Here is a 23,023-nt window from a genome sequence, read left to right as displayed (position 1 = left end):
AGCGAGCGCGGCGAGGGAGTGACATGAGTGTCGCGGGTGTCGGGGAGTTCGGCCTGATCGATCGGGTCACCGCCCGGCTGACGTACGGATCGGGCTGCCTGCTCGGCCCGGGGGACGACGCCGCGGTGGTGGCCGCCCCGGACGCGCGGGTCGCCGCGTCGACCGACGTGTTGGTCGAGGGGCGGCACTTCCGGCGGGACTGGTCCGGGGCGCGGGACATCGGCCACCGGGCGGCGGCGGCCAACCTGGCCGACATCGCCGCGATGGGCGCCACCCCCACCGCGCTGCTGGTCGCCCTCTGCATGCCGGCGGACCTGGAGACGAGCTGGGCGGAGGAGCTGGCCGACGGGCTGGCCGCGGAGGCGGCCACGGTGGGGGCGAGCGTGGTGGGCGGGGACATGTCCGCCAGCCCGACCCTGACCATCGCCGTCACCGCCCTCGGCGACCTCGGCGGCCGGCCGCCGGTGGTCCGCTCCGGGGCGCGGCCGGGGGACGTGGTCGCGGTGGCCGGACGCAGCGGCTGGGCGGCGGCCGGGCTGACCGTGCTCTCCCGCGGGTTCCGCACCCCCCGGCTGCTGGTCGAGGCGTACCGGCGGCCGGAGGTGCCGTACGCCGCCGGGCCGCACGCCGCCCGGCTCGGCGCCACCGCCATGATCGACATTTCGGACGGGCTCCTGGCCGACCTGGGGCACGTGGCGAAGGCCAGCGGTGTCGGCGTCGACGTGCACCGGGACGCCTTCGAGGTGCCCCAGCAGATGCGCGACGCCGCGCAGGCGCTCGGCGTCGACCCGTACTCGTGGATCCTCGGCGGTGGCGACGACCACGCGCTGGCCGCGACCTTCCCCCGGTCGGTGGCCCTGCCGGCGCAGTGGCGGCCGGTCGGCCGGGTGGTGGAGGGCTCGGGCGTCACCGTCGACGGTGAGAAATATGACGGCCCGGCCGGCTGGGATCACTTCCGGTAACGGCCGCTGCCGGTCGTACCCTTTACCGGTGAGTGAGATCGAGATTCGCGCGCTGGGCTTCGACTCGCCGGTGGCGCAGGCGCTGATCCGGGCGGCGCTGGCCGACCTGGGCCAGCGGTACGGCGGCAGCGGCGACGACACGCCGGTCGACGCGGCCGAGTTCGTCCCCCCGCAGGGTGCCTTCCTCATCGCCCACCTGGATGGCGAGCCGGTCGGCTGCGGCGGCTGGCGCAGCCACGGCGACGACACCGCCGAGCTGAAGCGGATGTACACCGCGCCGGCGGCCCGGGGGCGCGGCGTGGCCCGCGCGGTGCTGGCCGCGGTCGAGGAGTCCGCCCGGTACCACGGGCGCAAGCGGATGATCCTGGAGTGCGGCGACAGGCAGCCCGAGGCGATCGCCATGTACACCTCGGCCGGGTACGAGCCGATCCCCAACTTCGGCTTCTACCGGGACGCGCCGGGCTGCCTCTCCTTCGGCCGTACCCTCTGACCCGCGGCCCGGGCCGCTGACGGCCCGGCCGGGGCCCGGCTCAGCCGGGCCGAGCCGGTCGGCCAGGCGGGCGGCGGCCGGGACGGCGTACTGGCCCGCATCCCGGTAGTCGGGCGTCCGGGGCGGGCCAGCGGGACGTCGGTGACCTGTCACCGGGCCGGAGCGGGCGGACCCGGACACGCCAGTACCGACGGACCGTGACGGCCCGCCGGTACTGGCGGATGTTCGAGCTGGGGGCGTTACCGCGTCAGGCGCGGGTGACCTTGCCGGCCTTGATGCACGAGGTGCAGACCTGCATCTTCTTGGTGTTACCGCCACCGGCCGGGGTACGCACCGACTGGATGTTCGGGTTCCAGCGGCGGTTGGTCCGCCGGTGCGAGTGGGACACGTTGTGGCCGAAGCCCGGCCCCTTGCCACAGACGTCGCACACGCTAGCCACGGGATACTCCTGGGATTGAAACGTTCATGAGGTCGCCGGCAGGCGCTGCCCGGGCAACCTGGCCAGGTTACCCGATGGCCCGGGCGCCGGACCAACCGGCCCGGGCGGGCCGGTTCCGATGTGCGGCGGGCCACCGGCCCGGACATCCCGCCCGGCACGCCCGGCGATGGAAGCCGGCCCGGACGTCCCGCCCGGCGATGGAAGCCTGACGAAGGGACGCCGCCATGAGGGTAGTGCTCGCCGGGGCCTCGTGCTGCGCCGGCCGGCGGGGTGGGGGACACGCCGGGGGAGGACGGCCGACCCCGGCGGGTGTCGGTGCGCGACAGTAGGCTTCTGGCCGTGCTGGACACCCTCGACGCCGCCGCGGTGCGCCGGTGGTGCGCGAGTGGGCTCGCCGCGCTGCGACGCCACCAGGGCGAGATCGACGACCTGAACGTCTACCCTGTTCCCGACGGCGACACCGGCACCAACATGGTGCTCACCCTGACCTCCGCCCAGCAGGCGCTGGCGATGGACCTCGAAACGCTTCCCGGGGACGGGCCCACCGCGCACGGGCACGCGCTGCGGCTGATGGCGCGGGGGGCGCTGCTCGGCGCCCGGGGCAACTCCGGGGTGATCCTGTCGCAGATCCTGCGCGGCCTGGCCGACGCGCTCGCCGCCGTCCCCGCCGTCGGCGGCCGGGAGTTGGCCGCCGCGCTGCGCGACGCCGCCACCGCGGCCTACGCGGCGGTCGCCCGCCCGGTGGAGGGGACGCTGCTCACCGTCGTGGCCGCTGCCGCGGCGGCCGCCGAGCAGGCCGACAGCGACGACCTGCGCACGGTGGCCCGGGCGGCGGCGGGAGAGGCGGCCCGCGCCCTGGTCCGCACCCCGGAGCAGCTGCCCGAGCTGGCCCGGGCCGGCGTCGTCGACGCCGGCGGCCGGGGGCTGTGCCTCCTGCTCGACGCGCTGGTCGAGGTGATCACCGGGGAGAGCCCACCCCGGCCGGCGCCGGTGACCCGGGTGGTTCGACCGCCGCTCACCACCATCCGCGAGGCAGGCTCCGAGGAGTACGCGTACGAGGTGCAGTTCCTGCTCGACGCCGACCACGGGGCGGTGGCCCGGATGCGGGCCGAGCTGGCCGCGCTGGGCGACTCGCTGGTGGTGGTCGGTGACGGCGCCTCACCGGCGGCCTCCACCACCTGGAACGTGCACGTGCACGTCAACGACGTGGGCGCCGCGGTCGAGGCGGGGGTGGTCGCCGGCCGGCCGTACCGGATCTCGGTGACCCGCTTCGCCGACCAGACCGCGCCGGCCCCCCGGCCCGGCGCGGCCGCCGACGGCCGGGCGGCGGTGGTGGTCGCGGCCGGCGCGGGCATCGCGCAGCTCTTCGCCGGCGAGGGCGCCATGGTGGTGCCGGGCAACCCGTCCACCGGCGAGCTGGTGGACGCGATCCGCGCCACCGCCGCGGCCCGGGTGGTGGTGCTTCCCAACGACCCGAACACCCAGGCCGTGGCGAGCGCCGCCGCCATGGAGGCGCACCGGCTGGGGGTCAAGGTCAGCGTGGTGCCGACCCGCTCGCCGGTGCAGGCGCTGGCCGCGCTCGCCGTGCGCGACCCGAAGCGGCGCTTCGAGGACGACGTCATCGCGATGGCCGAGGCCGCCGGGGCCTGCCGGTACGCCGAGGTCTGCCACGCCCGCCGCGAGGCGCTGACCGTGGCCGGCCCCTGCCGCCCCGGTGACGTGCTGGCGCTGGTGGAGGGGGAGGTGCACCTGATCGGTGCCGACCTGGTCGACACCTGCGCCGCGGTGGTCGACCGGATGCTGGGCGGCGGTGGCGAGCTGGTCACCCTGCTCATCGGCGCGGACGCCCCCGACGGCCTCGCCGAGGCGGTCCGCGCGCATGTCGGCCGGCGCTGGCCGTTCGTCGAGGTGCAGGCGTACCCGGGCGGCCAGCCGCACTATCCGCTCCTGGTGGGGGTCGAATGACGTCCGAGCCGTCCATGGTGGACACGCCGCTGAAGAAGCTGGTCGGGGAGAAGACGGCCAAGGCCCTGGCCAGCCACCTCGACCTGCACACCGCCGGTGACCTGGTCTACCACTTCCCCCGCCGGTACGACGAGCGCGGCGAGCACACCGACATCCGCTCCCTGGACGTGGGCGAGCAGGTCACCGTGCTGGCCCAGGTGCAGCGCACGGCGGTGCGGCCGATGCGCCAGCGCCGGGGCAACCTGCTGGAGGTGACCGTCGGCGACGGCTCCGGCGGCGTGCTCACCCTGACCTTCTTCGGCAACCAGGCGTGGCGGGAGCGGGAGCTGCGCCCCGGTCGCTGGGGGCTCTTCGCCGGCAAGGTCACCGAGTTCCGGGGCAAGCGGCAGCTCAACGGCCCGGAGTACGTCCTGCTCGGCGAGGGCGGCGACGCCGAGGCGGCGGCGAACGAGGAGATCGAGGAGTTCGCCGGGGCCCTGATCCCGGTCTACCCGGCCGCCGCGGCCGTGCCGACCTGGGTGATCGCCCGCTGCGTCCGGGTGGTGCTGGACACCTTCACCCCGCCCGACGACCCGCTGCCGGTGCCCGTGCGGGCCAGCCGCAACCTGGTCGGCATCGGCACCGCGCTGCGGGAGATCCACCGCCCGTCCAGCAAGGAGGAGCTGTACCGGGCGCGACGCCGACTCAAGTGGGACGAGGCGTTCGCCGTGCAGCTCACCCTGGTGCAGCGCAAACACCGTGCCGCCTGCTGGCCGGCCCGGCCCCGGCCGTCGAAGCGCGGCGGGCTGCTCGACGCGTTCGACGCCCGGTTGCCGTACGAGCTGACGACCGGCCAGCGGGACGTGGGCGTCGAGATCGCCGCCGACCTGGCCACCCCGCACCCCATGCACCGGCTGCTGCAGGGCGAGGTGGGTTCCGGCAAGACGGTGGTGGCGCTGCGGGCCATGCTCCAGGTGGTCGACGCCGGGGGGCAGGCGGCGCTGCTCGCCCCGACCGAGGTGCTCGCCGCGCAGCACCACCGGGGCATGCTCGACCTGCTCGGCCCGCTGGCCATGGCTGGTGAGCTGGGCGCGGCCGACGACGCGACCCGGGTGGAGCTGGTCACCGGCTCGCTGGGGGCGGCGGCCCGGCGGCGAGCCCTGACCGAGGTCGCCGAGGGGCGGGCCGGCATCGTGCTCGGCACCCACGCCCTGCTCTACGAGGGGGTGGACTTCGCGGATCTCGGCCTGGTGGTCGTCGACGAGCAGCACCGGTTCGGCGTCGAGCAGCGGGACGCGCTGCGCGCCAAGGCCGACCAGCCGCCGCACGTGCTGGTGATGACCGCGACTCCGATCCCGCGCACGGTGGCGATGACGGTCTACGGCGACCTGGAGACCTCCACCCTGTCCCAGCTGCCGCAGGGCCGCTCGCCGATCGCCTCGCACGTGGTGCCGGCCGCGGAGAAGCCGGCCTTCCTGGACCGGGCCTGGCGCCGGCTGCGCGAGGAGGTGGCCGCCGGCCACCAGGCGTACGTGGTGTGCCCGCGAATCGGTGACGGACCGGCAACGGAGGAGGAGCCGCCGCGGGAGGACGACAACGGGCGGCGGCCCCCGCTGGCCGTGACCGAGGTGGCGCCGCTGCTCGCCGAGGGGCCGCTGCACGGGCTGCGGATCGGCGTCCTGCACGGCCGGCTGCCGGCCGACGAGAAGGACGCGGTGATGCGCTCCTTCGCCGACGGCGACCTGGACGTGCTGGTCGCCACCACCGTGGTCGAGGTCGGCGTCAATGTGCCCAACGCCACCGTGATGATCGTGCTGGACGCCGACCGGTTCGGCGTCTCCCAGTTGCACCAGCTGCGCGGCCGGGTGGGTCGGGGCACCGCCCCCGGGATCTGCCTGTTGGTGACCGAGGCGGCCGAGGGGTCCTCGGCCCGGGACCGCCTCGACGCCGTGGCTTCCACGACGGACGGTTTCAAGCTGGCCGAACTGGACCTGGAACAGCGCCGGGAGGGCGACGTGCTCGGCGCCACCCAGTCCGGGCGCCGCTCCCACCTGCGGCTGCTGTCGCTGCTGCGCGATGCCGATCTGATCCGCGACGCCCGCGCCGAGGCGATCGCCCTGGTCGAGGAGGACCCGGAGCTGGAGCGGCACCCGGCGCTGGCCGTCTCGGTCGCCGTGCTGGTGGACGAGGAACGGGCGGAATACCTGGAGAAGGGGTGACCGGCGGGTCAGGCTGCCGGTCCTGTCCGAGGGGCGCCGGCCACCCCGAACCACTGTCGAGCTCCCTTTGGAGCTGATGACGTCAACGATTCAGGCCGTGCCGCCTGGTCCCCGATCGGCTCGGCCCCGGCTTGCTCCGTGACGGAGCCCCCGAGGCCGACGGCGCCGACGTCCCGTGCCCGCCTTGGCGCATTCGCCCCGGCGAATCGTTCACGTCATCAGCTCCAAAGGGCGTGCGAGTGGTGTCTGGCCCGGCCTCTGCGGGCGCGCTCAGCGAGACGCTCACCGACCGGGCCCGCCAACGGCGTCGCGCCGACATCCACCCCCCGGGGAACGGCGCGAGGGCGCGCCGACCGGTCGGTCGACGCGCCCTCGGCTTCAGGCAGGTGGTGCTCAGGCGGTGAAGCGCACCCGGCGGCGGCGGGCCACCACGAACAGGATCGCGCCCGCGGCCAGCAGCACGACGGCGCCGGCGGCGATGCCACCGGTGGCGGCGCCGGTGAGCGGGAGGCTGCCACCCTCACCCTTGTCGCAGTTCTTCGGCTGGGTGTACTCGATGGTCTCGGAGCCCTCGACCACGTCGTAGGAGACGGTGACCTTCAGGCCCTGGTACGCGTCGAAGCTGACCGAGCTGGTCTTGCCCGGGGTCGACTCGAGCTTCTTGGTGACGCCCTTCTCCGTGGTGAGCGTGGCGGTGAAGGGGATGCCCTTCGCCGGGTTCTCCACGATGAAGGTCATCTCGTCGCAGGTCTCCTCGAGCCGGAACACCGGCTCCTCCGGCTCGCTCGGCGGCGTGGTGGTGGCCGGGCTGGACGGCGACGCGGTCGGGCTGCCGCTGGTCGACGGCGACGGGGTGGCCTCGGGGGTCTTGGTCGGCTCCGGGGTCTTGGTCGGCTCCGGGGTCGGCGACTCGGCCGGGGCGCAGTCGCCAGCGGGCTTCGCGGTGACGGTGCGCTCCTCGGTGATGATGCGGTCGCCCCGCTCCCACCGGGCCTCGACGGTCAGCTTGAGCTCCGGCAGCTCGCCGGTGAAGGTGTGCGACTGGGTGCCGGTCAGCGGGCCGTCGCCCTTCTTGGGGAGCTTGGCGTTCAGCGCCAGGGCACCGGTGAAGTCGCCCGGGACGGTCGACTCGAGCTTGGTGATGGTGCCCTCGAGGTCGGTCTCGCTGTTGCCGACGGTCCAGTTGACGGTGACCTTGCCGTCCGGCTGGGCGCAGTACGTGCCCGAGGGCTCGGGGTGGTGGGCCATGGCGGGACCGGCGACCGTCGCGACGCCGGCGAGGCCGATCAGCGTGCCGGCGGCGATCGCCGCGACGCGCCGGAACTTCAGGCGGTTCACGTGTACTCCTGACGGGGGGAGGTTCGCGGGGTGTGCGGCTGGGAGGCGGGAGTCGGCGCGACCGAGCGGTCGTGGCTCAGCGGGGCCTCCCTGGGGCCGCGGGCGCGCTCGAGCGAGCACGTGCGCGCCGAACGACCATACCGACGGGTAGCGGACCGCCCCGAACCCGGACGAGTTCGTTGCCGTTTCGAGATTATCGATCTACCAAGCGTCACCGGACGGTTGCACATCTCCATCGTGGACGACCGGTACGCGTGCGGGCGCGCCGACCGGTCGGTCGGCGCGCCGGCAAGGGACCACAGTGGATCAGGCGGTGAAGCGGATCCGTCGGCGTCGCGCCACGACGAAGAGCACCGCGCCGGCCGCCAGCAGGGCAAGTGCCACCGCGGCGATGCCGCCGGAAAGTGATCGTCGGGCCACCCGGCCGGGACGCACGGTGTCGACCGGGTCGGCCCGCCCGTCGCGTAGCGTCATCTCCATGAGCAGGGGGAGACCGTGACCCGGATCGTGGCCGGCACGCTCGGCGGCCGGCGGATCGCCGCGCCGCCCGGCGCCGGCACCCGACCCACCTCCGACCGGGTCCGCGAGGCGTTGTTCAGCGCGGTGCAGGCCGAGATCGACCTGGTCGGCGCCCGCTTCGCCGACCTGTACGCCGGGTCCGGCGCGGTCGGGTTGGAGGCGCTCTCCCGGGGCGCCGAGCACGTGCTGCTGGTCGAGTCCGACCCGCGTGCCGCCCGGGTGATCAGGGAGAACGTCGCCGTGCTCCGGGCCGCGCCGGCCGCCCGGCTGGTCGCCGGCAAGGTGACCGGCGTGCTCGCGGCCGGTCCCGGCGACGAGCCCTACGACGTGGTCTTCGCCGACCCGCCGTACGCGGTGTCCGACGCCGAGATCACCGCGATGCTGGCCGCCCTGGTCGCGCACGACTGGCTCGCCCCCGACGCCCTGGTGGTGGTGGAGCGCTCCGGCCGTACCGGCCCCGTCGCCTGGGTGGAGGGCATCACCGGCGAGCGCAGTCGCCGTTACGGCGAGACCACGCTTTGGTACGGTCGCCGATCATGAGACGTGCGGTATGTCCCGGCTCGTTCGACCCGGTCACCAACGGACACCTCGACATCATCGGACGGGCCAGCCGGCTCTTCGACGAGGTGATCGTCGGCGTGCTGGTGAACCAGTCGAAGAGCGGCCTGTTCACCGTCGAGGAGCGGATCGCCATGCTCCGCGAGGTGACCTCCTCGTACGACAACGTCCGGGTGGAGTCCTTCCGCGGCCTGCTGGTCGACTTCTGCCGGGCGCAGGAGGCCAGCGTGCTGATCAAGGGCCTGCGGGCGGTCAGCGACTTCGACTACGAGTTGCAGATGGCCCAGATGAACATCGGCCTCGCCGGGGTCGAGACGCTGTTCATGCCGACCAACCCGCTCTACTCGTTCCTCTCCTCCAGCCTGGTCAAGGACGTGGCGAAGTGGGGCGGCGACATCTCGGCGCACGTGCCCGACCGGGTCCGCGCGGAGCTCCAGGCCCGCCTCGGTCCGTCCGCCCGCGGCTGACCGCCCCCCGCGCGACACGACGCGCCGGGGTGGATGGGGCGAGGCTCGCCCGCACACGACATCATGAGTGGAGCGGGAATCCGGCCGTAGCCCGCATCATGGAGGTCGGCCGACGAACGACAGGAGTGAGGGCCCGTGGACCCGCTCGATCGCATCGACGAACTGATCGCCCTGGTGGAGCAGGCCCGTTCCGTCCCGATGTCGCGGAACAACTGCATGGTCGACCGGGGCGAGATGATCGAGGCCCTGGACGAGCTGCGCGTCGAACTCCCCGCCGACCTGCGCCGGGCCGCCGCGCTGCTGGAGGAGCGGGACAAGATCATGGAGGCCGGCAAGCGGGAGGCCGACCGGATCATCAGCGAGGGTGAGGCGGAACACGCCCGCCTGGTCTCGGTGAACGAGATCACCGTGTCGGCGGAGCACGAGGGGGCCCGGATCATCGCCGAGACCCGGGCCGAGGCGCAGCGGCTGCGTGAGGAGGTCGACGACTACGTCGACACCGCGCTGGCCAACTTCGAGCAGTTCCTCACCCGGGCGCTGGCCTCGATCGAGCGTGGCCGGGACAAGATGCACGCGCTGCGGGAGATCGGCACCTTCGGTGGGGACGAGGCGGAACGCCCGCTACCCTTCTGAGCGGCACCTCACCAGCCGACATGCTCAGGTGGGCGTCGCCCCCGGTTCGACGGTCCGGTGGTCGCCCAGGTAACCTTTTTTGTCGGCCTCTCACCGGCCGGAGTCTGACTATGCCCAAACGCTCGCCATCGACACTCAACCCCAGGTCGCCGCTGGTCCTCGACACGAGGGACCTGCCGCGCCGGCCTGGCGCGTTGCGTACGGTCAAGCGGGTCGCCCCGGCACCGGCGGACCTCGGCGTGGAGTTGATCGGCGTGCCGGAGGGCGCGGACCTCGACCTCGACCTGAGGTTGCAGTCGGTGTCCGAGGGCGTGCTCGTCTCCGGGACCATCAGCGGTCCCGTCCGGGGCGAGTGCGGGCGGTGCCTGCGCGAGATCAACGACTCGGTGGTCGTGAATGTCCAGGAGCTGTACGCGTACGAGAACAGCACCACGGACGACACGACCGACGAGGACGAGGTGGGCCGGATGCAGGGCGATCTGATCGACCTGGAGCCGGCGCTGCGGGACGCGGTGGTGCTGACGCTGCCGACCAACCCGCTCTGCCGGGAGGACTGCCCAGGGTTGTGCCCCGAGTGCGGGGTGCACTGGGACGATCTGCCGGCCGATCACAGCCACCAGCAGATCGACCCGCGTTGGGCGGGCCTGTCGCAACTGAACCGTACAGAGGAGTAGGAACCGTGGCCGTCCCGAAGCGCAAGATGTCGCGCAGCAACACCCGGTCCCGCCGGGCGAACTGGAAGGCGGCCGTGGTTGCGACCGTGGCCTGCCCGCAGTGCAAGTCGGCCAAGCTGCCGCACACCGCGTGCTCCGTCTGCGGCACGTACAACGGCCGCCAGGTCCTGGACGTCTGAGACCTGGACGCCGAGTGACGCCCCCGACCACGGGTCGGGTGGCGCGCGCACCCTGGCGATCGCCCGGTACCCCGGCTCGCTCCGACGCCGGCCGGCCTGCTCCGGCCGGCGTTGCGGCGGAGCCGGGCACCGCGCGGATCGCCGTTGACCTCCTCGGCGGGGACGATGCCCCCGCCGTCGTGGTTGACGGCGCTCTGCGAGCCGTGCGCGCCGATCCGGACCTGCACCTGCTGCTCGTCGGCCCGACCGAGGTCGCGGCCGCGGTGACCGACGCCCTCACCCCGGCGCAGCGCGCCCGGACCTCGGTCCGTCCGGTGCGGGCCGCCGCCGGTCCCGCGCACCACGAGCCGCGCGCCGACAGCACCGTCCACGCGGCCGTCGCCGCCGTCCGCGACGGCGCCGCCGACGCGCTGGTCTCCGCCGGTTCGACCGGCGCCACCGTCACCGCCGCCGCGCTCGGCTTCGGCCGCTGGACCGACGTCCGCCGGCCGGCCCTGGTGGCCACCCTGCCGGCCGTCGCCGGACCGGTGGTCCTGCTCGACGTCGGCGGCTCCCTGGAACCCCGCCCGGTCACCCTCGCCCGGCACGCCGTGCTCGGCGCCGCCTACGCCGCGGTCGCGCACGCCGTCGACCGGCCCCGGGTCGGCCTGCTGTCGGTCGGCACGGAGGCCGGCAAGGGCGACCGCCCCCGTCGGGCCGCCGACGCCCTGCTCGTCGCCGCGCCGCTGCCCTGCGGGGCGCGCTACGTCGGTCTCGTCGAGGGGTACGACGTCTCCCTCGGCGCGCGCGCTGACGTGGTGGTCACCGACGGGTTCACCGGTAACGTGCTGCTCAAGGCGATCGAGGGCGCGTACGCGATGGCCGGCGGCCCGCCCGCCAGCGGCGGCGCCCCCCGCGCGGCGGCCCTGCTCGGGGTGGCCGGGACGGTGGTGGTGTGCCACGGCGCCGCCGGGGCCGACGACGTCGCCTCCGGGATCGCCCTCGCCGCCCACCTGTGGCGGCGTGGCGCCAGCGACCGGGTCCGCGCGCTGCTCGACGGCACCGCCGTCCCGTCGCCGGCCGGTGACCGCACCAACGAGGTACGCCCGTGAGCGCGCGGACGGGGTTCGCGCCCCCGGCAGTCCCAACGAAGAGGTAAGCCCATGACGAACGACAAGCGACGGCGTGCTCCCGTCGGTCACCTCGAGGCGGCGTTCGGGGTGACGCTCGACCCCGAACTGCTGGAGCGCGCGCTCACCCACCGCTCGTACGCGTACGAGAACGGCGGCCTGCCCACCAACGAGCGGCTGGAGTTCCTCGGCGACTCGGTGCTCGGTGTGGTGATCACCACCGCGCTCTTCCGCAACCACCCGGACCTGCCCGAGGGGCAGCTCGCCAAGCTGCGGGCCAGCGTGGTGAACATGCGCGCCCTGGCCGACGTGGCGCGTGGCCTGGGGCCGGACGGGCTCGGCGCGTACCTGCTGCTGGGCAAGGGCGAGGAGAGCACCGGCGGCCGGGACAAGGCGAGCATCCTCGCCGACACCCTGGAGGCGCTGCTCGGTGCGATCTACCTCCAGTACGGCCTGGACACCGCCGCCATCGTCATCCACCGGCTCTTCGACCCGCTGATGGCGGAGTCGGCCGGCCGGGGCGCCGCGCTGGACTGGAAGACCAGCCTCCAGGAGCTCACCGCCGCGCTGGGGCTGGGCGTCCCGGAGTACCGCATCGAGGGCACCGGGCCGGACCACCTCAAGACCTTCACCGCCTGGGTGGTGGTGGCCGGCAACCGCTACGGCGGGGCCGAGGGGCGGAGCAAGAAGGAGGCTGAGCAGCGGGCGGCCGACGCGGCCTGGCGGGAGCTGACCGAGCAGGCCGAGCGGGAGCAGGCCGAGCGGGCGGCGGCGGAGACCGGTGCGGCCACCGACCCCGCTGAGGCGGGGCTGGGTCGTGCCTGAGCTGCCGGAGGTCGAGACGGTCCGGCAGGGCCTGGCCCAGTGGGTCACCGGCCGGCGGATCACCTCGGTCCAGGTGCGCCACCCGCGCGCCGTCCGCCGGCACGTCCCCGGCGCGGCCCACTTCGCCGACGTGCTGGCCGGCCGCACCGTCACCGACGTACGCCGGCGCGGCAAGTACCTCTGGCTGCCGCTGGACAGCGGCGACGCCCTGGTCGGTCACCTGGGGATGTCCGGCCAGCTGCTGCTCCAGCCGGTCGGGGCGGCCGACGAGCTGCACCTGCGGGTCCGGTTCCGGTTCGCCGACGACGGTCCGGAGCTGCGCTTCGTCGACCAGCGCACCTTCGGCGGCCTCTCGGTCAGTGAGGGCGGCGCCGAGCTGCCCACGGAGATCGCGCACATCGCGCGGGACCCGATGGACGAGGAGTTCTCCGACGCCGGGTTCGTGGCGGCGCTGCGCCGGCGGCGTACCGAGGTGAAGCGGGCACTGCTGGACCAGACGCTGATCTCCGGGGTGGGCAACATCTACGCCGACGAGGCGCTCTGGCGGGCGAAGTTGCACGGCGCCCGCCCGACCGACGCGCTGACCGGGCCGGCGGCCACCCGGCTGCTGGGCCACGTCCGGGACGTGCTCGGCGAGGCGATCATCCAGGGCGGCACCAGCTTCGACGAGCTCTACGTCGACGTCAACGGCGAGAGCGGCTACTTCGACCGGTCGCTCAACGCGTACGGGCGCGAGGGTGAGCCCTGCCGGCGGTGCGGCGCGCCGATCCGTCGTGAGTCGTTCATGAACCGGTCCTCGTACAGCTGCCCGCGCTGCCAGCCGAGGCCCCGGGGCGCCCTGAAGGGGTGACCCCGAGCCGGCTCGGGGTTGCGCCGGTGTGCCGCTCCCGGCGTGCCCCCGATTCCGGTCCGATTTGCCCGTCCGTCCCCTCCGGCTGACCCGCAGGGACAGGGTCGGCCGCGTCCGGGACGAGCCGGGGCCGATCCCTGATGTTCCGAACGCCCTTTTTCCCTAGCGTCAGCACCGTCGGCAGGGGGCCGGCGTGTGGAGGGGGGCCCGGGAAATGGGCAGGAGACCGGTGACGGTGCGGTTGGCGCGGTGGAGCGCCGAGCACCCGTGGCGCGCGATCGCAATCTGGGTGGTGTTCGTGGCGGTGTGCTTCGTCGGTGGCAACGCCGCCGGCCTGAAGGAGGCGACGAACGCCGACCAGGCGGTCGGGGAGTCCGGCCGCGCCGCCGTGATCGTCACCGACGGCAACTTCCACGACCCGGCGGTGGAGAACGTCCTGATCACCCCGCGGGCGGGGACGCTGGACCAGGCCGCAGCGAAGAGCGCGGCGGCCGACGCCGCCGAGAAGCTCCGCCAGGTGACCGGGGTCGCGTCGGTGGGGACGCCGGTGCCGTCCCGGGACGGCGGCGCGCTGCTGCTGCCGATCACCATGTCCGGCGAGCCGGAGGACGCGGCCGACCGGGTGCAGCCGCTGCGCGACGCCACCGCCGGAGTCCAGGACGCGTACCCGCAACTGCGGGTCGAGCAGGTCGGCGGGCCGTCGATCAACCAGGCGCTGAACGAGACCCTCGGCGAGGACTTCAAGCGGGCCGAGCTGCTCAGCCTGCCGGTCACCCTGGCCATCCTGATCATCGCGTTCGGCGCGCTGATCGCCGCCGGCGTGCCGGTGCTGCTGGCGCTCTCCTCGGTGGCCGCCGCGATGGGCCTGTCCACCCTCGCCTCGCACCTGGTGCCGGCCACCGACACCACGGCCAGCGTGATCCTGCTGATCGGCATGGCCGTCGGTGTCGACTACTCGCTGTTCTACGTCCGGCGGGAACGGGAGGAACGGGCCAAGGGGCGCTCCGGGCTCGACGCCGTGGAGATCGCGGCGGAGACCTCCGGGCACGCGGTGGTCGTCTCCGGCTTCGCCGTGATGATCTCGATGGCCGGCCTGCTGCTCGTCAACGACGCGGTCTTCTCCTCCCTCGCGGTCGGCTCGATTCTGGTGGTCGCGGTCGCGGTGGCCGGCTCGCTGACCGTCCTGCCAGCGCTGCTGGCCAAGCTCGGCCGCTGGGTCGACCGGCCCCGGGTGCCGCTGCTCTGGCGACTCACCGCCGCTCGCACCGGGCGGGACGGCAAGCCGGCGAGGCCGCGCTTCTGGCCGGCCGTGCTGCGCCCCGCGCTGCGGGCGCCGCTGGCCACCCTGGTCGCCTCGGTCGGGCTGCTGCTCGCCCTGGCCGCGCCTGCGCTCGGCATGAAGCTGCAGTTCCCCGACATGGCGGACCTGCCCCGCACCACGCCGGCCATGCAGGCGTACGACCGGCTCACCGCCGCCTTCCCGAGCACCGGCACCAGTCACCAGGTGGCCGTACGGGCGCCGGCCGAGCAGGCCGACCGGGTGCGCGCCGCGCTGACCGACCTCGCCGGACGGGCCGGGGCTGACCCGCTGTTCGCCCCGGTCGAGGCGGACGGCCCGAAGATCGAGGTGTCGGCCGACCGGCGGGTGTCGGTGCTGGACCTCGCCACCCCGTACGCCGGCCGCTCCGACGAGGCGGCGCGCTCGCTCGACGAGCTCCGTGACGACCTGCTGCCGGCGGCGATGACGGGCATCCCCGGCGTCGAGTACGCGGTCGGCGGCGAGGTCGCCGGCAGCCAGGACTACTCGAAGCACATCGAGGAGAAGCTGCCGATCGTGATGGCCTTCGTGCTGGCGCTGACCTTCGTGGTGATGGTGCTGACGTTCCGCTCGGTGGTGATCGCGCTCACCTCGATCGTGCTCAACCTGCTCTCCGCCGGCGCCGCGTACGGCCTGCTGGTGCTGGTCTTCCAGAACACCTGGGCGGAGGGGCTGCTCGGCTTCACCTCGATGGGGGCGATCGTCACCTGGCTGCCGCTCTTCCTGTTCGTGGTGCTCTTCGGGCTCTCCATGGACTACCACGTCTTCGTGGTCAGCCGGATCCGTGAGGGGGTCCGGGCCGGCCTGTCGAACCGGGAGGCGGTGGCGTACGGAATCACCTCGTCGGCGGGCGTGGTGACCAGCGCGGCGATCGTCATGGTCGGGGTGTTCGGGATCTTCGCCTCGCTCAGCACGATCGACATGAAGCAGCTCGGCGTCGGGCTGGCCGCCGCGATCCTGCTGGACGCCACGATCATCCGGGCGGTGGTGCTGCCGTCGCTGATGACGCTGCTCGGGAAGGCCAACTGGTGGGCCCCGCGCTTCCTGCGGGAGAAGCCGGTGACCTCGCCGGCCGACCCGCCGGCCCCGAGCCCGGAGCTGGTCGCCGTCCGCTGACCGGACGCGTCGAGGGCCCGGACCACCGCGGTCCGGGCCCTCGGCGTGCCTCCACCGCCAGACTGTTCCGGGCGGACTACGGGGCCGGCGGCGCTGGTCAGGGGAGCTGGCAGGGGTCGCGCCAGGCGTCCAGGGACCGCGTCTTGCGGATGGAGGCGAAGCCGTACCCGACGGTGGTCAGGCAGAACGTCGCGGTGTCGCCGGTGTACTCGACGTGGAAGACCGGTTTGTCCGCGTCGGCGAACGGCAGCAGCTTGGCGCAGGCCTTCAGCCGGACGCACTCCTCGTTGACCGCGAAGTCGAAGTCGGGTGCGAGCGCCGCGACCTGGCCCAAATCGTTCATCAGCCCGGGGGAGAGGTCGAGGGAACGGGCCAGCACGGCCAACTGGCGGTTGAACGTCAGCTGGTCGTCGAAGCCGAGCGGGAAACCGGAGCGGTGGGCGTACCCGTCGGCGTCGGCCAGCGCCACCGCGCCGAACCCCTTGCCCCGGCAGAGCCGGAACCGGTCGGCCAGCACCGGCTTCAGCACGTCCCACCGGCGTACGTCGAGCCAGCGGCGCTGCGCCCGGCCGGTGGCGGCGCCCCGGACCGCCGCCGGGAAGCGGGTGACGTCCGGGTCGGTGTCGGCGTACGACCCGACGTGCACCTGGCAGACCAGCCGGCGGTCCCGCCGACGTAGGGCGGTGGTGTCGGCGGAGGTGGTCCGTACCGGGTCGAGCAGGAAGACGTCCGCCGCGACGTCGGTGTCGACCGGACCGTCGAGCTGCCACTGCCACTGCCACCGGTGGGCGTACTCGGCCGGCCACTGGGTCGGCGCGCCCGGCGGGACCAGCGGGGCTTGGCAGGCGTACACCGGGGTGAGCAGGGTGAGCGCGACGGCGGCCGGCAGCGCCCGGCGGATCCCGCGCCGGGTGGGCGGTCGCCGGCCCGCGGCGGCCGGCAGCGGCCCGCCCCGCCTCGCGGGCGCTGGCAGCCGGATCCGCATCGGCAGCTCCCGGGTCGTCGGGCGGCACTGCGCCGCCCGCGCGCCGTGCCATTCCGCGCGGCGCGCCTCACCCGGTCAAACGAAGCGCCCCCGCCGACGACGCGGTCGCGTCGTCGGCGGGGGCGCCCGCGGTACGCCTCACCGCGGTGCGGCGAAGACCTGGGTCCAGTACGGCCCGTTGCTGCTCGCCACGCCCACGCCGATCTCGGTGAACGCGCAGTTGAGGATGTTGGCCCGGTGCCCGGGGCTGGTCATCCAGGCGTCCATCACCGCGGCCGGGGTCTTCTGGTTCCAGGCGACGTTCTCGCCGTAGGTGCGCCAGGTGTAGCCGACCCGGTCGATGCGGTCGCCGGCGTCGCTGCCGTCGCTGCCGGTGTGCGACATCTCCTGGTGGTCGGCCTGGTCCTGGCTGTGCCGCTGGGCGGCGAGCATCAGCTTGTCGTCGACGCCCAGCTTCCCGCAGCCGGCCTTGGCCCGTTCGGCGTTGACCAGGTCGACGACCTGCTGGGCCTGGCTGCTGACGCCGGGGCTGACGGAGTTCGCGGTGCCGCCGCCGGTCCGCGCGGCGCTCTGCCGGGACGGGGCCGTGGTCCGCGTCGGCGCGGGCGTCGGCTTGGCCGTCCTGCTCGCCGACGGGGTCGGGCGGGCCGTGGCCGGCGTGCCGGTCGGCGAGGTGGTGGCGGTGGCGGTGGCCGCCAGGGCGTCGGCGGGGGCGCCGGTGTCGGTGTCGGGCGCCAGCGGGGCGGCGGCCACGGTGTCGTCGACGGAGGCCGGGTCGGCCTCCCCGCCGTTCCCACCGGGCAGCGCCAGGGCACCCACGCCGAGGCTCACCACCAGCGTGGCGGCCGCGGCGGCGCCCCCGATGACCAGCGTGCGCGGGAAGCGGCTCCGCTGCCGGTGCCGGCCCTGTCCCGCGACGGGCGGATCCGCGTCCACGGCCCGCAGGCCGCCCGTGCCGTGCCGCCAGTCGCCGGGGGGCAGGAACGGGGCGCCGGGCGCGCCCGGGTGCGCCGCCGGGTCGAGGCGACCGGTCGGCGGGGCGGCCGGGGTCGGGTCGGGCCCGGCGTACGGCGGGCCGGCCGGCCCGGTGGGCCACTGCGCGGTCGGGGCGTCCGCCAGGTCGTCGCCGGGCCGCTCCGGCTCGTCTCCGAAGAGGTACGCCGAGCGTGGCTCGGGACGGTCGGTCAGCCAGGCCGGCGGCTCGTCGGTCGGCGGGTGCGGGCGCCGGCGAGCGCCGTCCGGGTCGATCGGGTCGGTCCAGCCGTACACGCCTGTCGCCTCCACGGAGTCGGTTGTGGGCCGGGATGACGCTATGGGCGCGCCCTGAACTGCGGCAATGTGGCTAAGGAAGAGTTAAGGCGATGCCGACTCACGTAGTGACCGTACGCACATTTCCCGGCGTACAGTTAAGGAGTCCGGACAGAGCGTGTCCGAGCCTTGCGGCCCCCGGCAAGTGGACAGGGTAGACGTGGAGATGATCTACGGCCTGCGGGAACTTGACGAAGAGGGGGGTGTCGGCTCAATATGTAGGTGTCGCCAGTCGCGCCCAGTCATGCCCGGATTATGCCGGCGTGGCAGTCGCGGACAGTTATTGGGCGCGCGTTGGCCGGCCTTCCGGCAGCGCATATCAAGGAGTCAGCATGGCGAAAGCCCTCTACGGCCACGTAGGTGCAGCGTCCGACCGACGTCTGCTCGACGAGGTCACCCATCTGCGGGCCAGGGTTCAGGCACTCGAGTTCGAGATCACGCGGCTGCGTGCCGACAACGATCGGCTCGCTGCGGCCGCCGCGGAGGCTGACGACCTCCTCCGGCTGGCCGAGCCGGCCCTGACCTGATCCACGGGATCTGGAAAATCCACGGGGTCTGGAAAAACTGAATCGCACCACCGCAAAAACGCGCGCCGACACTTATGTGCCGGCGCGCAGCTCTGTCTCCCGTGTTTTTCCGCCCGCAAATTCCGCGATCTTGTCTGGGACGCCGTCGTCATTCGCCGGCCGATCCGCCCGCCGTCGCCGCCGTCCGGGGCGGGTCGCGTGCCGACGGGCCGCCGCCGAGGGGTTAGTCTGCGGGTTCACCAGGTCCGCGTAGCCGGCGACGGTACGGCGGCCACCGGACGAGGATCGAGAAGGTGCATCTCAAGAGCCTGACGGTGAAGGGGTTCAAGTCCTTCGCCTCCGCGACGACGCTCAAGCTGGAGCCCGGGATCACCTGCGTGGTCGGCCCGAACGGCTCCGGCAAGTCCAACGTCGTCGACGCCATCGCCTGGGTGCTGGGCGAGCAGGGCGCCAAGGCGCTGCGCGGCGGCAAGATGGAGGACGTCATCTTCGCCGGCACCGCCGGGCGGGCGCCGCTGGGCCGGGCCGAGGTCACTCTCACCATCGACAACACCGACGGCGCCCTGCCGATCGAATACACCGAGGTCTCCATCACCCGCCGGATGTTCCGCTCCGGCGAGAGCGAGTACGAGATCAACGGCGACTCCTGCCGCCTGCTGGACATCCAGGAGCTGTTGTCGGACTCCGGCATCGGCCGGGAGATGCACATCATCGTCGGTCAGGGCCGGCTCGACGGCATGCTGCACGCCAAGCCGGAGGACCGGCGGGCGTTCATCGAGGAGGCGGCCGGCGTCCTCAAGCACCGCAAGCGCAAGGAGAAGGCGCTGCGGAAGCTCGACGCGATGCAAGTGAATCTCAACCGCGTGACCGACCTCACCGCCGAGCTGCGCCGCCAGCTCAAGCCGCTGGGCCGGCAGGCCGAGGTGGCCCGCCGGGCCGCTGCCATCCAGGCCAACCTGCGCGACGCCCGGCTGCGGCTGCTCGCCGACGACCTCGCCACCCTGCGTACCACCCTGGACCGGGAGATCGCCGACGAGACCGCGCTGCGCGAGCGCCGCGAGCAGGTCGAGGCCGAACACACCGAGGTGCAGGCCCGCCTGGGCGAGCTGGAGGCGGCCCTGGCCGAGGACGCGCCGCTGCTCGCCGCCGCCCAGGACACCTGGTACAAGCTCTCCGCCCTCCAGGAGCGGTTCCGCTCCATCGAGCAGCTCGCCCGGGAACGGCTGCGCCACCTGAGCGCCACCGGCGACGATGAGCGGCCCGGCCGCGACCCGGACCAGTTGGAGGCCGAGTCGCAGCGGGTCCGCGAGCAGGAGGAGGAGCTGCGCGCGGCGCTCACCGAGGACCAGATCCGGCTGGCCGAGGCGGTGGAGCACCGGCAGGAGCTGGAGCGGCAGTTGGCCGCCGCCGAGCGGGAGCTGGTCGCCGCCGCCAAGGCGATCGCCGACCGCCGGGAGGGCCTGGCCCGGCTCACCGGCCAGGTCAACTCGGCACGGGCCCGCACCACCAGCGCCGGCGAGGAGATCGAGCGGCTCTCCGCCGCCCACGCCGACGCGCTGGCCCGCGCCGAGAAGGCCCAGGCCGAGCTGGACGCGGTGGCCGAACAGTCCACCGAGGCGGACCGGGACAACGCCGAACTCGACGAGCGGCACGCCGAGGCGGTCGCCGTGCACGAGAAGGCCCAGGCCGCCGTGCGCTCCCTCGCCGACGCCGAGCGGGCCGCCGAGAAGGACGCCGCCACCTGGAAGGCCCGCGAGGAGGCGCTCGCCCTGGGGCTGCGCCGCAAGGACGGCGCCGGTGCGCTGCTCGCCCGTGCCGGCGAGGTGCCCGGCCTGCTGGGCAGCCTGGCCGGCCTGCTCACCGTCGCCCCCGGGCACGAGGCCGCCCTCGCCGCCGCGCTCGGCGGGCTCGCCGACGCGGTCGCGGTCAGCGGGGTGGACGAGGCCGTCGAGGCGATGCGGCTGCTCAAGATCTCCGACGCCGGGCGGGCCGGCCTGCTGGTCGGCAGCCCCGCCGGCCCCGGCATGGACGGCCCGGCCGACGCCCTGCGCCCGAAGCTGCCGGACACCGCCCGCTGGGCGCCCGACCTGGTCGAGTGCGCCGCCGAGATCCGCCCGGCCGTGCACCGGGCGCTGCGCGACGTGGTGCTCGTCGACGACCTCGCCGCCGCGGCCGAGCTGGTCGCCGACAACCCGGAACTGCGCGCGGTCACCCCGGACGGCGACGTGGTCGGGGCGTACGCGGCGGCCGGCGGGTCGGCCAAGGCGCCCAGCTACATCGAGGTGCAGGCCGCCGCCGAGGAGGCCCGCGCCAACCGGCTCACCGCCGAGCGGACCAGCGCCGAGCTGCGCGGGCAGCTGGTCGACGCGCGGGCCGAGGTGGCCGCCGCCAAGGAGGCGGGACAGCACGCCGCCGCCGCCAAGCGGGAGGCGGAGAGCCACCGCAACGCCGCCGCCCGCCGGCTCGCCGAACTGGGCGCCGCCGCCCGCTCCGCGAAGGCGGAGACCGACCGGCTCGGTGAGTCCCGGTCCCGCGCCGAAGCGGCCCGCGAACGCGACCTGCTCGCCCTGGCCGAGCTGGAGGAGCGGCTGCGGCTGGCCGAGGACACCCCGCTCGACGTCGAACCGTCCACCGAGGAGCGCGACCAGCTCGCCGCGATGGTGCCCCGGGCCCGGCAGAACGAGATGGAGGTCCGGCTCGCGGTGCGTACCGCCGAGGAGCGTGTCTCCTCGATCGCCGGCCGGGCCGACTCGCTGGCCCGGCAGGCCACCGCCGAGCGGGCGGCGCGGGAACGCGCCGCGGCCCGGCGGGCGGCGCGGACCCGCGGCGCGGCCATCGCCCGGGCGGTGGTGGGCGGCGCCCGCGAGGCGCTCACCCGGCTCACCGCCTCGATCGCCGCCGCCGAGGAGCACCGCGACGCGGTGGCGCGCGAACGCGCCGCCCGCGAGGCCGAGCTCCACGAGGTACGCGGCGCGGCCAAGCGCTTCGGCGCGGAGCTGGAACGGCTGACCAGCCAGGTGCACCGTGACGAGGTGGCCCGCGCCGAGCAGCGGCTGCGCATCGAGCAGCTGGAGGCGAAGGCGGCCGAGGACTTCGGCCTGGACGTGGAGACCCTGGTCGCCGAGTACGGCCCGACCCAGCTCGTCCCGCCCACCCAGGTGGACGTCGCGGTGGCCGAACGCGACGCCCTGCCGGTGCCCGAGCCGGTCCGCTACGAGCGGCCGGTGCAGGAGAAGCGGGCCGCCAAGGCGGAACGGGAGCTGGCCCTGCTCGGCAAGGTCAACCCGCTCGCGCTGGAGGAGTTCGCCGCGCTGGAGGAGCGCTACAAGTTCCTCTCCGAGCAGCTGGAGGACCTGAAGGCCACCCGGCGGGACCTGCTCACCGTGGTCAAGGACGTCGACGACCGGATCCTGGAGGTCTTCGCCAGCGCCTTCGCCGACACCGCCCGGGAGTTCGAGCAGGTCTTCACCGTGCTCTTCCCCGGCGGCGAGGGCCGGCTGATCCTCACCGACCCGGAGGATCTGCTCGCCACGGGCGTCGAGGTGGAGGCCCGCCCGCCGGGCAAGAGGATCAAGCGGCTGTCGCTGCTGTCCGGCGGCGAGCGGTCGCTGACCGCGGTGGCGATGCTGGTGGCGATCTTCCGCGCCCGGCCCAGCCCGTTCTACATCATGGACGAGGTGGAGGCGGCCCTCGACGACGTGAACCTGGGCAGACTGATCACGCTGCTGGCACAGTTGCGGGAGAAGAGTCAGCTGATCGTCATCACGCACCAGAAGCGGACGATGGAGATCGCCGACGCGCTCTACGGCGTGACCATGCGCAGTGGGGTCACCCAGGTGATCAGCCAACGGCTCAACCGGGCCGACGAGGACGAGCGGCCTGGCCGCGGCGAGGAGAACGGGTAGTGGCTCGGGAACGCGCGACGGCGCTCCTGCTGGACTTCGATGGCGTGCTGCGCCGCTGGGACCCGGCGGTGGCTGCCGGTGTCGAGCGGGAGTACGGCCTCTCCCAGGGGGTGCTCGGCGAGATCGCCATGCAGTGGGGGCGGCTCCAGCCGGTGTTGACCGGCCGGGTAAGCCACGCCGAGTGGATGACCAGCGTGGCGGACTCGCTGACCGAGTCGGTGGGCAGCCCGGAGCGGGCCCGTGCCGCGGTCCAGCGGTGGCAGCGCTACCGGGGCGAGGTCGACCCGGAGGTGCTGGTGTTCGTCCGGGAGGTCCGCGCGGCGGGCGTCCGGGTCGGGCTGGCCACCAACGCCACCGACCTGCTCGACGCCGACCTGGCCGGGCTCGGCCTGGTCGGCGAGCTGGACGTGGTGGTCAACTCCTCGGTGATCGGCGTGCACAAGCCGGCGAAGGAATACTTCCAGGCGGCCTGCGAGGCGCTGGAGACCCCGCCGGCGCGGGTGCTCTTCGTCGACGACGAGGACTGGGCGGTCCGCGGCGCCCGCGCCGCCGGCCTGTCGGCGCACCGGTGGAGCGGCCCGGCCGACCTGCGCTACCTGCGGGCGGCGCTGGCGTACTGAGGCCGCTGACCCCGCTCGGGGAGCACCTGCTGCGGGCC

The 23,023-nt window shown here is 74.4% G+C and carries 21 protein-coding genes; 16 read left to right on the top strand and 5 right to left on the bottom strand.

What is annotated here, in order from left to right:
* Positions 1–23 precede the first annotated feature (23 nt).
* Positions 24–962 carry a thiamine-phosphate kinase gene (locus ABZ807_RS09130; protein ID WP_357154606.1) on the top strand — a complete coding sequence of 313 codons (939 nt, stop codon included), beginning with the start codon at positions 24–26 and terminating at the stop codon, positions 960–962.
* A 28-nt stretch (positions 963–990) separates the two neighbouring features.
* The gene (locus ABZ807_RS09125) at positions 991–1,452 is read left to right on the top strand and encodes a GNAT family N-acetyltransferase (protein ID WP_357154604.1); all 462 of its coding nucleotides are present in this window, start codon (positions 991–993) and stop codon (positions 1,450–1,452) included.
* 247 nt (positions 1,453–1,699) lie between these two features.
* Here ABZ807_RS09125 and rpmB read toward each other — a convergent pair whose 3' ends face one another.
* Positions 1,700–1,891, bottom strand: coding sequence for a 50S ribosomal protein L28 (rpmB, locus tag ABZ807_RS09120; protein ID WP_088963534.1), 192 nt, complete (start codon positions 1,889–1,891; stop codon positions 1,700–1,702).
* Positions 1,892–2,230: 339 nt separating this feature from the next.
* Here rpmB and ABZ807_RS09115 point away from each other — a divergent pair, with 339 nt between their 5' ends.
* Both ABZ807_RS09115 and recG read left to right on the top strand, forming a co-directional pair.
* Positions 2,231–3,856, top strand: a complete 1,626-nt coding sequence (locus ABZ807_RS09115) for a DAK2 domain-containing protein (RefSeq protein WP_357154602.1) — start codon at positions 2,231–2,233, stop codon at positions 3,854–3,856.
* Positions 3,853–6,054 (top strand): ATP-dependent DNA helicase RecG, encoded by a 2,202-nt coding sequence (gene recG, locus ABZ807_RS09110; RefSeq protein ID WP_357154600.1) that lies wholly within the window; start codon positions 3,853–3,855, stop codon positions 6,052–6,054. Before ABZ807_RS09115 ends, recG begins: the two co-directional genes overlap by 4 nt.
* 393 nt (positions 6,055–6,447) lie before the next feature.
* On the opposite strand, the gene ABZ807_RS09105 is transcribed toward recG, so the two are convergent.
* Both ABZ807_RS09105 and ABZ807_RS09100 read right to left on the bottom strand, forming a co-directional pair.
* Positions 6,448–7,392 carry an LPXTG cell wall anchor domain-containing protein gene (locus ABZ807_RS09105; protein ID WP_357154599.1) on the bottom strand — a complete coding sequence of 315 codons (945 nt, stop codon included), beginning with the start codon at positions 7,390–7,392 and terminating at the stop codon, positions 6,448–6,450.
* 306 nt (positions 7,393–7,698) lie between these two features.
* Positions 7,699–7,872, bottom strand: a complete 174-nt coding sequence (locus ABZ807_RS09100) for a hypothetical protein (RefSeq protein WP_357154597.1) — start codon at positions 7,870–7,872, stop codon at positions 7,699–7,701.
* A gap of 15 nt (positions 7,873–7,887) precedes the next feature.
* Here ABZ807_RS09100 and rsmD point away from each other — a divergent pair, with 15 nt between their 5' ends.
* The 9 genes from rsmD (at position 7,888) to ABZ807_RS09055 (ending at position 15,640) form a co-directional block, all read left to right on the top strand.
* Positions 7,888–8,451, top strand: a complete 564-nt coding sequence (gene rsmD / locus ABZ807_RS09095; protein ID WP_357154595.1) for a 16S rRNA (guanine(966)-N(2))-methyltransferase RsmD — start codon at positions 7,888–7,890, stop codon at positions 8,449–8,451.
* A complete protein-coding gene (gene coaD / locus ABZ807_RS09090; RefSeq protein WP_357154593.1) occupies positions 8,448–8,936 on the top strand; it encodes a pantetheine-phosphate adenylyltransferase in 489 nt (162 codons plus the stop codon). The genes rsmD and coaD overlap by 4 nt, the downstream gene beginning before the upstream one ends.
* Positions 8,937–9,071: 135 nt before the next feature.
* On the top strand, positions 9,072–9,569 hold the full coding sequence (locus tag ABZ807_RS09085; RefSeq protein ID WP_357154591.1) for a hypothetical protein: 498 nt from the start codon (positions 9,072–9,074) through the stop codon (positions 9,567–9,569).
* A 110-nt stretch (positions 9,570–9,679) separates the two neighbouring features.
* Entirely contained in the window at positions 9,680–10,243 is a 564-nt protein-coding gene (locus tag ABZ807_RS09080) for a YceD family protein (protein WP_357154589.1), read from the top strand.
* Between the two features lie 5 nt (positions 10,244–10,248).
* The gene (gene rpmF, locus ABZ807_RS09075) at positions 10,249–10,422 is read left to right on the top strand and encodes a 50S ribosomal protein L32 (RefSeq protein WP_357154587.1); all 174 of its coding nucleotides are present in this window, start codon (positions 10,249–10,251) and stop codon (positions 10,420–10,422) included.
* A gap of 137 nt (positions 10,423–10,559) precedes the next feature.
* Entirely contained in the window at positions 10,560–11,513 is a 954-nt protein-coding gene (locus ABZ807_RS09070) for a phosphate acyltransferase PlsX (RefSeq protein ID WP_357154799.1), read from the top strand.
* Between the two features lie 51 nt (positions 11,514–11,564).
* Positions 11,565–12,356, top strand: coding sequence for a ribonuclease III (rnc, locus tag ABZ807_RS09065; protein WP_357154585.1), 792 nt, complete (start codon positions 11,565–11,567; stop codon positions 12,354–12,356).
* A complete protein-coding gene (gene mutM, locus ABZ807_RS09060) occupies positions 12,349–13,206 on the top strand; it encodes a bifunctional DNA-formamidopyrimidine glycosylase/DNA-(apurinic or apyrimidinic site) lyase (protein ID WP_357154582.1) in 858 nt (285 codons plus the stop codon). Before rnc ends, mutM begins: the two co-directional genes overlap by 8 nt.
* Positions 13,207–13,420: 214 nt before the next feature.
* Positions 13,421–15,640: an MMPL family transporter gene (locus ABZ807_RS09055; RefSeq protein WP_357154580.1), complete on the top strand. Its 2,220-nt coding sequence runs from the start codon at positions 13,421–13,423 to the stop codon at positions 15,638–15,640.
* 97 nt (positions 15,641–15,737) lie between these two features.
* On the opposite strand, the gene ABZ807_RS09050 is transcribed toward ABZ807_RS09055, so the two are convergent.
* Positions 15,738–16,625, bottom strand: a complete 888-nt coding sequence (locus tag ABZ807_RS09050; protein WP_357154578.1) for an endo alpha-1,4 polygalactosaminidase — start codon at positions 16,623–16,625, stop codon at positions 15,738–15,740.
* Positions 16,626–16,763: 138 nt separating this feature from the next.
* Positions 16,764–17,909 carry a CAP domain-containing protein gene (locus tag ABZ807_RS09045; RefSeq protein WP_357154576.1) on the bottom strand — a complete coding sequence of 382 codons (1,146 nt, stop codon included), beginning with the start codon at positions 17,907–17,909 and terminating at the stop codon, positions 16,764–16,766.
* Between the two features lie 356 nt (positions 17,910–18,265).
* On the opposite strand from ABZ807_RS09045, the gene ABZ807_RS09040 reads away from it, so the two are divergent.
* From ABZ807_RS09040 to ABZ807_RS09030, 3 genes are all read left to right on the top strand, one after another.
* The gene (locus ABZ807_RS09040; protein WP_357154574.1) at positions 18,266–18,460 is read left to right on the top strand and encodes a hypothetical protein; all 195 of its coding nucleotides are present in this window, start codon (positions 18,266–18,268) and stop codon (positions 18,458–18,460) included.
* A gap of 293 nt (positions 18,461–18,753) precedes the next feature.
* Positions 18,754–22,365: a chromosome segregation protein SMC gene (gene smc, locus ABZ807_RS09035; RefSeq protein WP_357154572.1), complete on the top strand. Its 3,612-nt coding sequence runs from the start codon at positions 18,754–18,756 to the stop codon at positions 22,363–22,365.
* On the top strand, positions 22,365–22,985 hold the full coding sequence (locus tag ABZ807_RS09030) for an HAD-IA family hydrolase (protein ID WP_357154571.1): 621 nt from the start codon (positions 22,365–22,367) through the stop codon (positions 22,983–22,985). Before smc ends, ABZ807_RS09030 begins: the two co-directional genes overlap by 1 nt.
* Positions 22,986–23,023: the final 38 nt, after the last annotated feature.

This window comes from Micromonospora sp. NPDC047548, assembly GCF_040642975.1.
Classification (GTDB): Bacteria; Actinomycetota; Actinomycetes; order Mycobacteriales; family Micromonosporaceae; genus Micromonospora.
This window is presented reverse-complemented; position numbering and strand designations above follow the sequence as displayed.

Excerpts from the sequence above, each read along its gene's own strand:
- ABZ807_RS09130 (WP_357154606.1), top strand. The coding sequence starts at position 24 with ATGAGTGTCGCGGGTGTCGGGGAGTTCGGCCTGATCGATCGGGTCACC.
- recG (WP_357154600.1), top strand. The coding sequence starts at position 3,853 with ATGACGTCCGAGCCGTCCATGGTGGACACGCCGCTGAAGAAGCTGGTC.
- ABZ807_RS09100 (WP_357154597.1), bottom strand. The coding sequence starts at position 7,872 with ATGGAGATGACGCTACGCGACGGGCGGGCCGACCCGGTCGACACCGTG.
- coaD (WP_357154593.1), top strand. The coding sequence starts at position 8,448 with ATGAGACGTGCGGTATGTCCCGGCTCGTTCGACCCGGTCACCAACGGA.
- ABZ807_RS09080 (WP_357154589.1), top strand. The coding sequence starts at position 9,680 with ATGCCCAAACGCTCGCCATCGACACTCAACCCCAGGTCGCCGCTGGTC.
- rnc (WP_357154585.1), top strand. The coding sequence starts at position 11,565 with ATGACGAACGACAAGCGACGGCGTGCTCCCGTCGGTCACCTCGAGGCG.
- ABZ807_RS09055 (WP_357154580.1), top strand. The coding sequence starts at position 13,421 with ATGGGCAGGAGACCGGTGACGGTGCGGTTGGCGCGGTGGAGCGCCGAG.
- ABZ807_RS09050 (WP_357154578.1), bottom strand. The coding sequence starts at position 16,625 with ATGCGGATCCGGCTGCCAGCGCCCGCGAGGCGGGGCGGGCCGCTGCCG.
- ABZ807_RS09040 (WP_357154574.1), top strand. The coding sequence starts at position 18,266 with ATGGCGAAAGCCCTCTACGGCCACGTAGGTGCAGCGTCCGACCGACGT.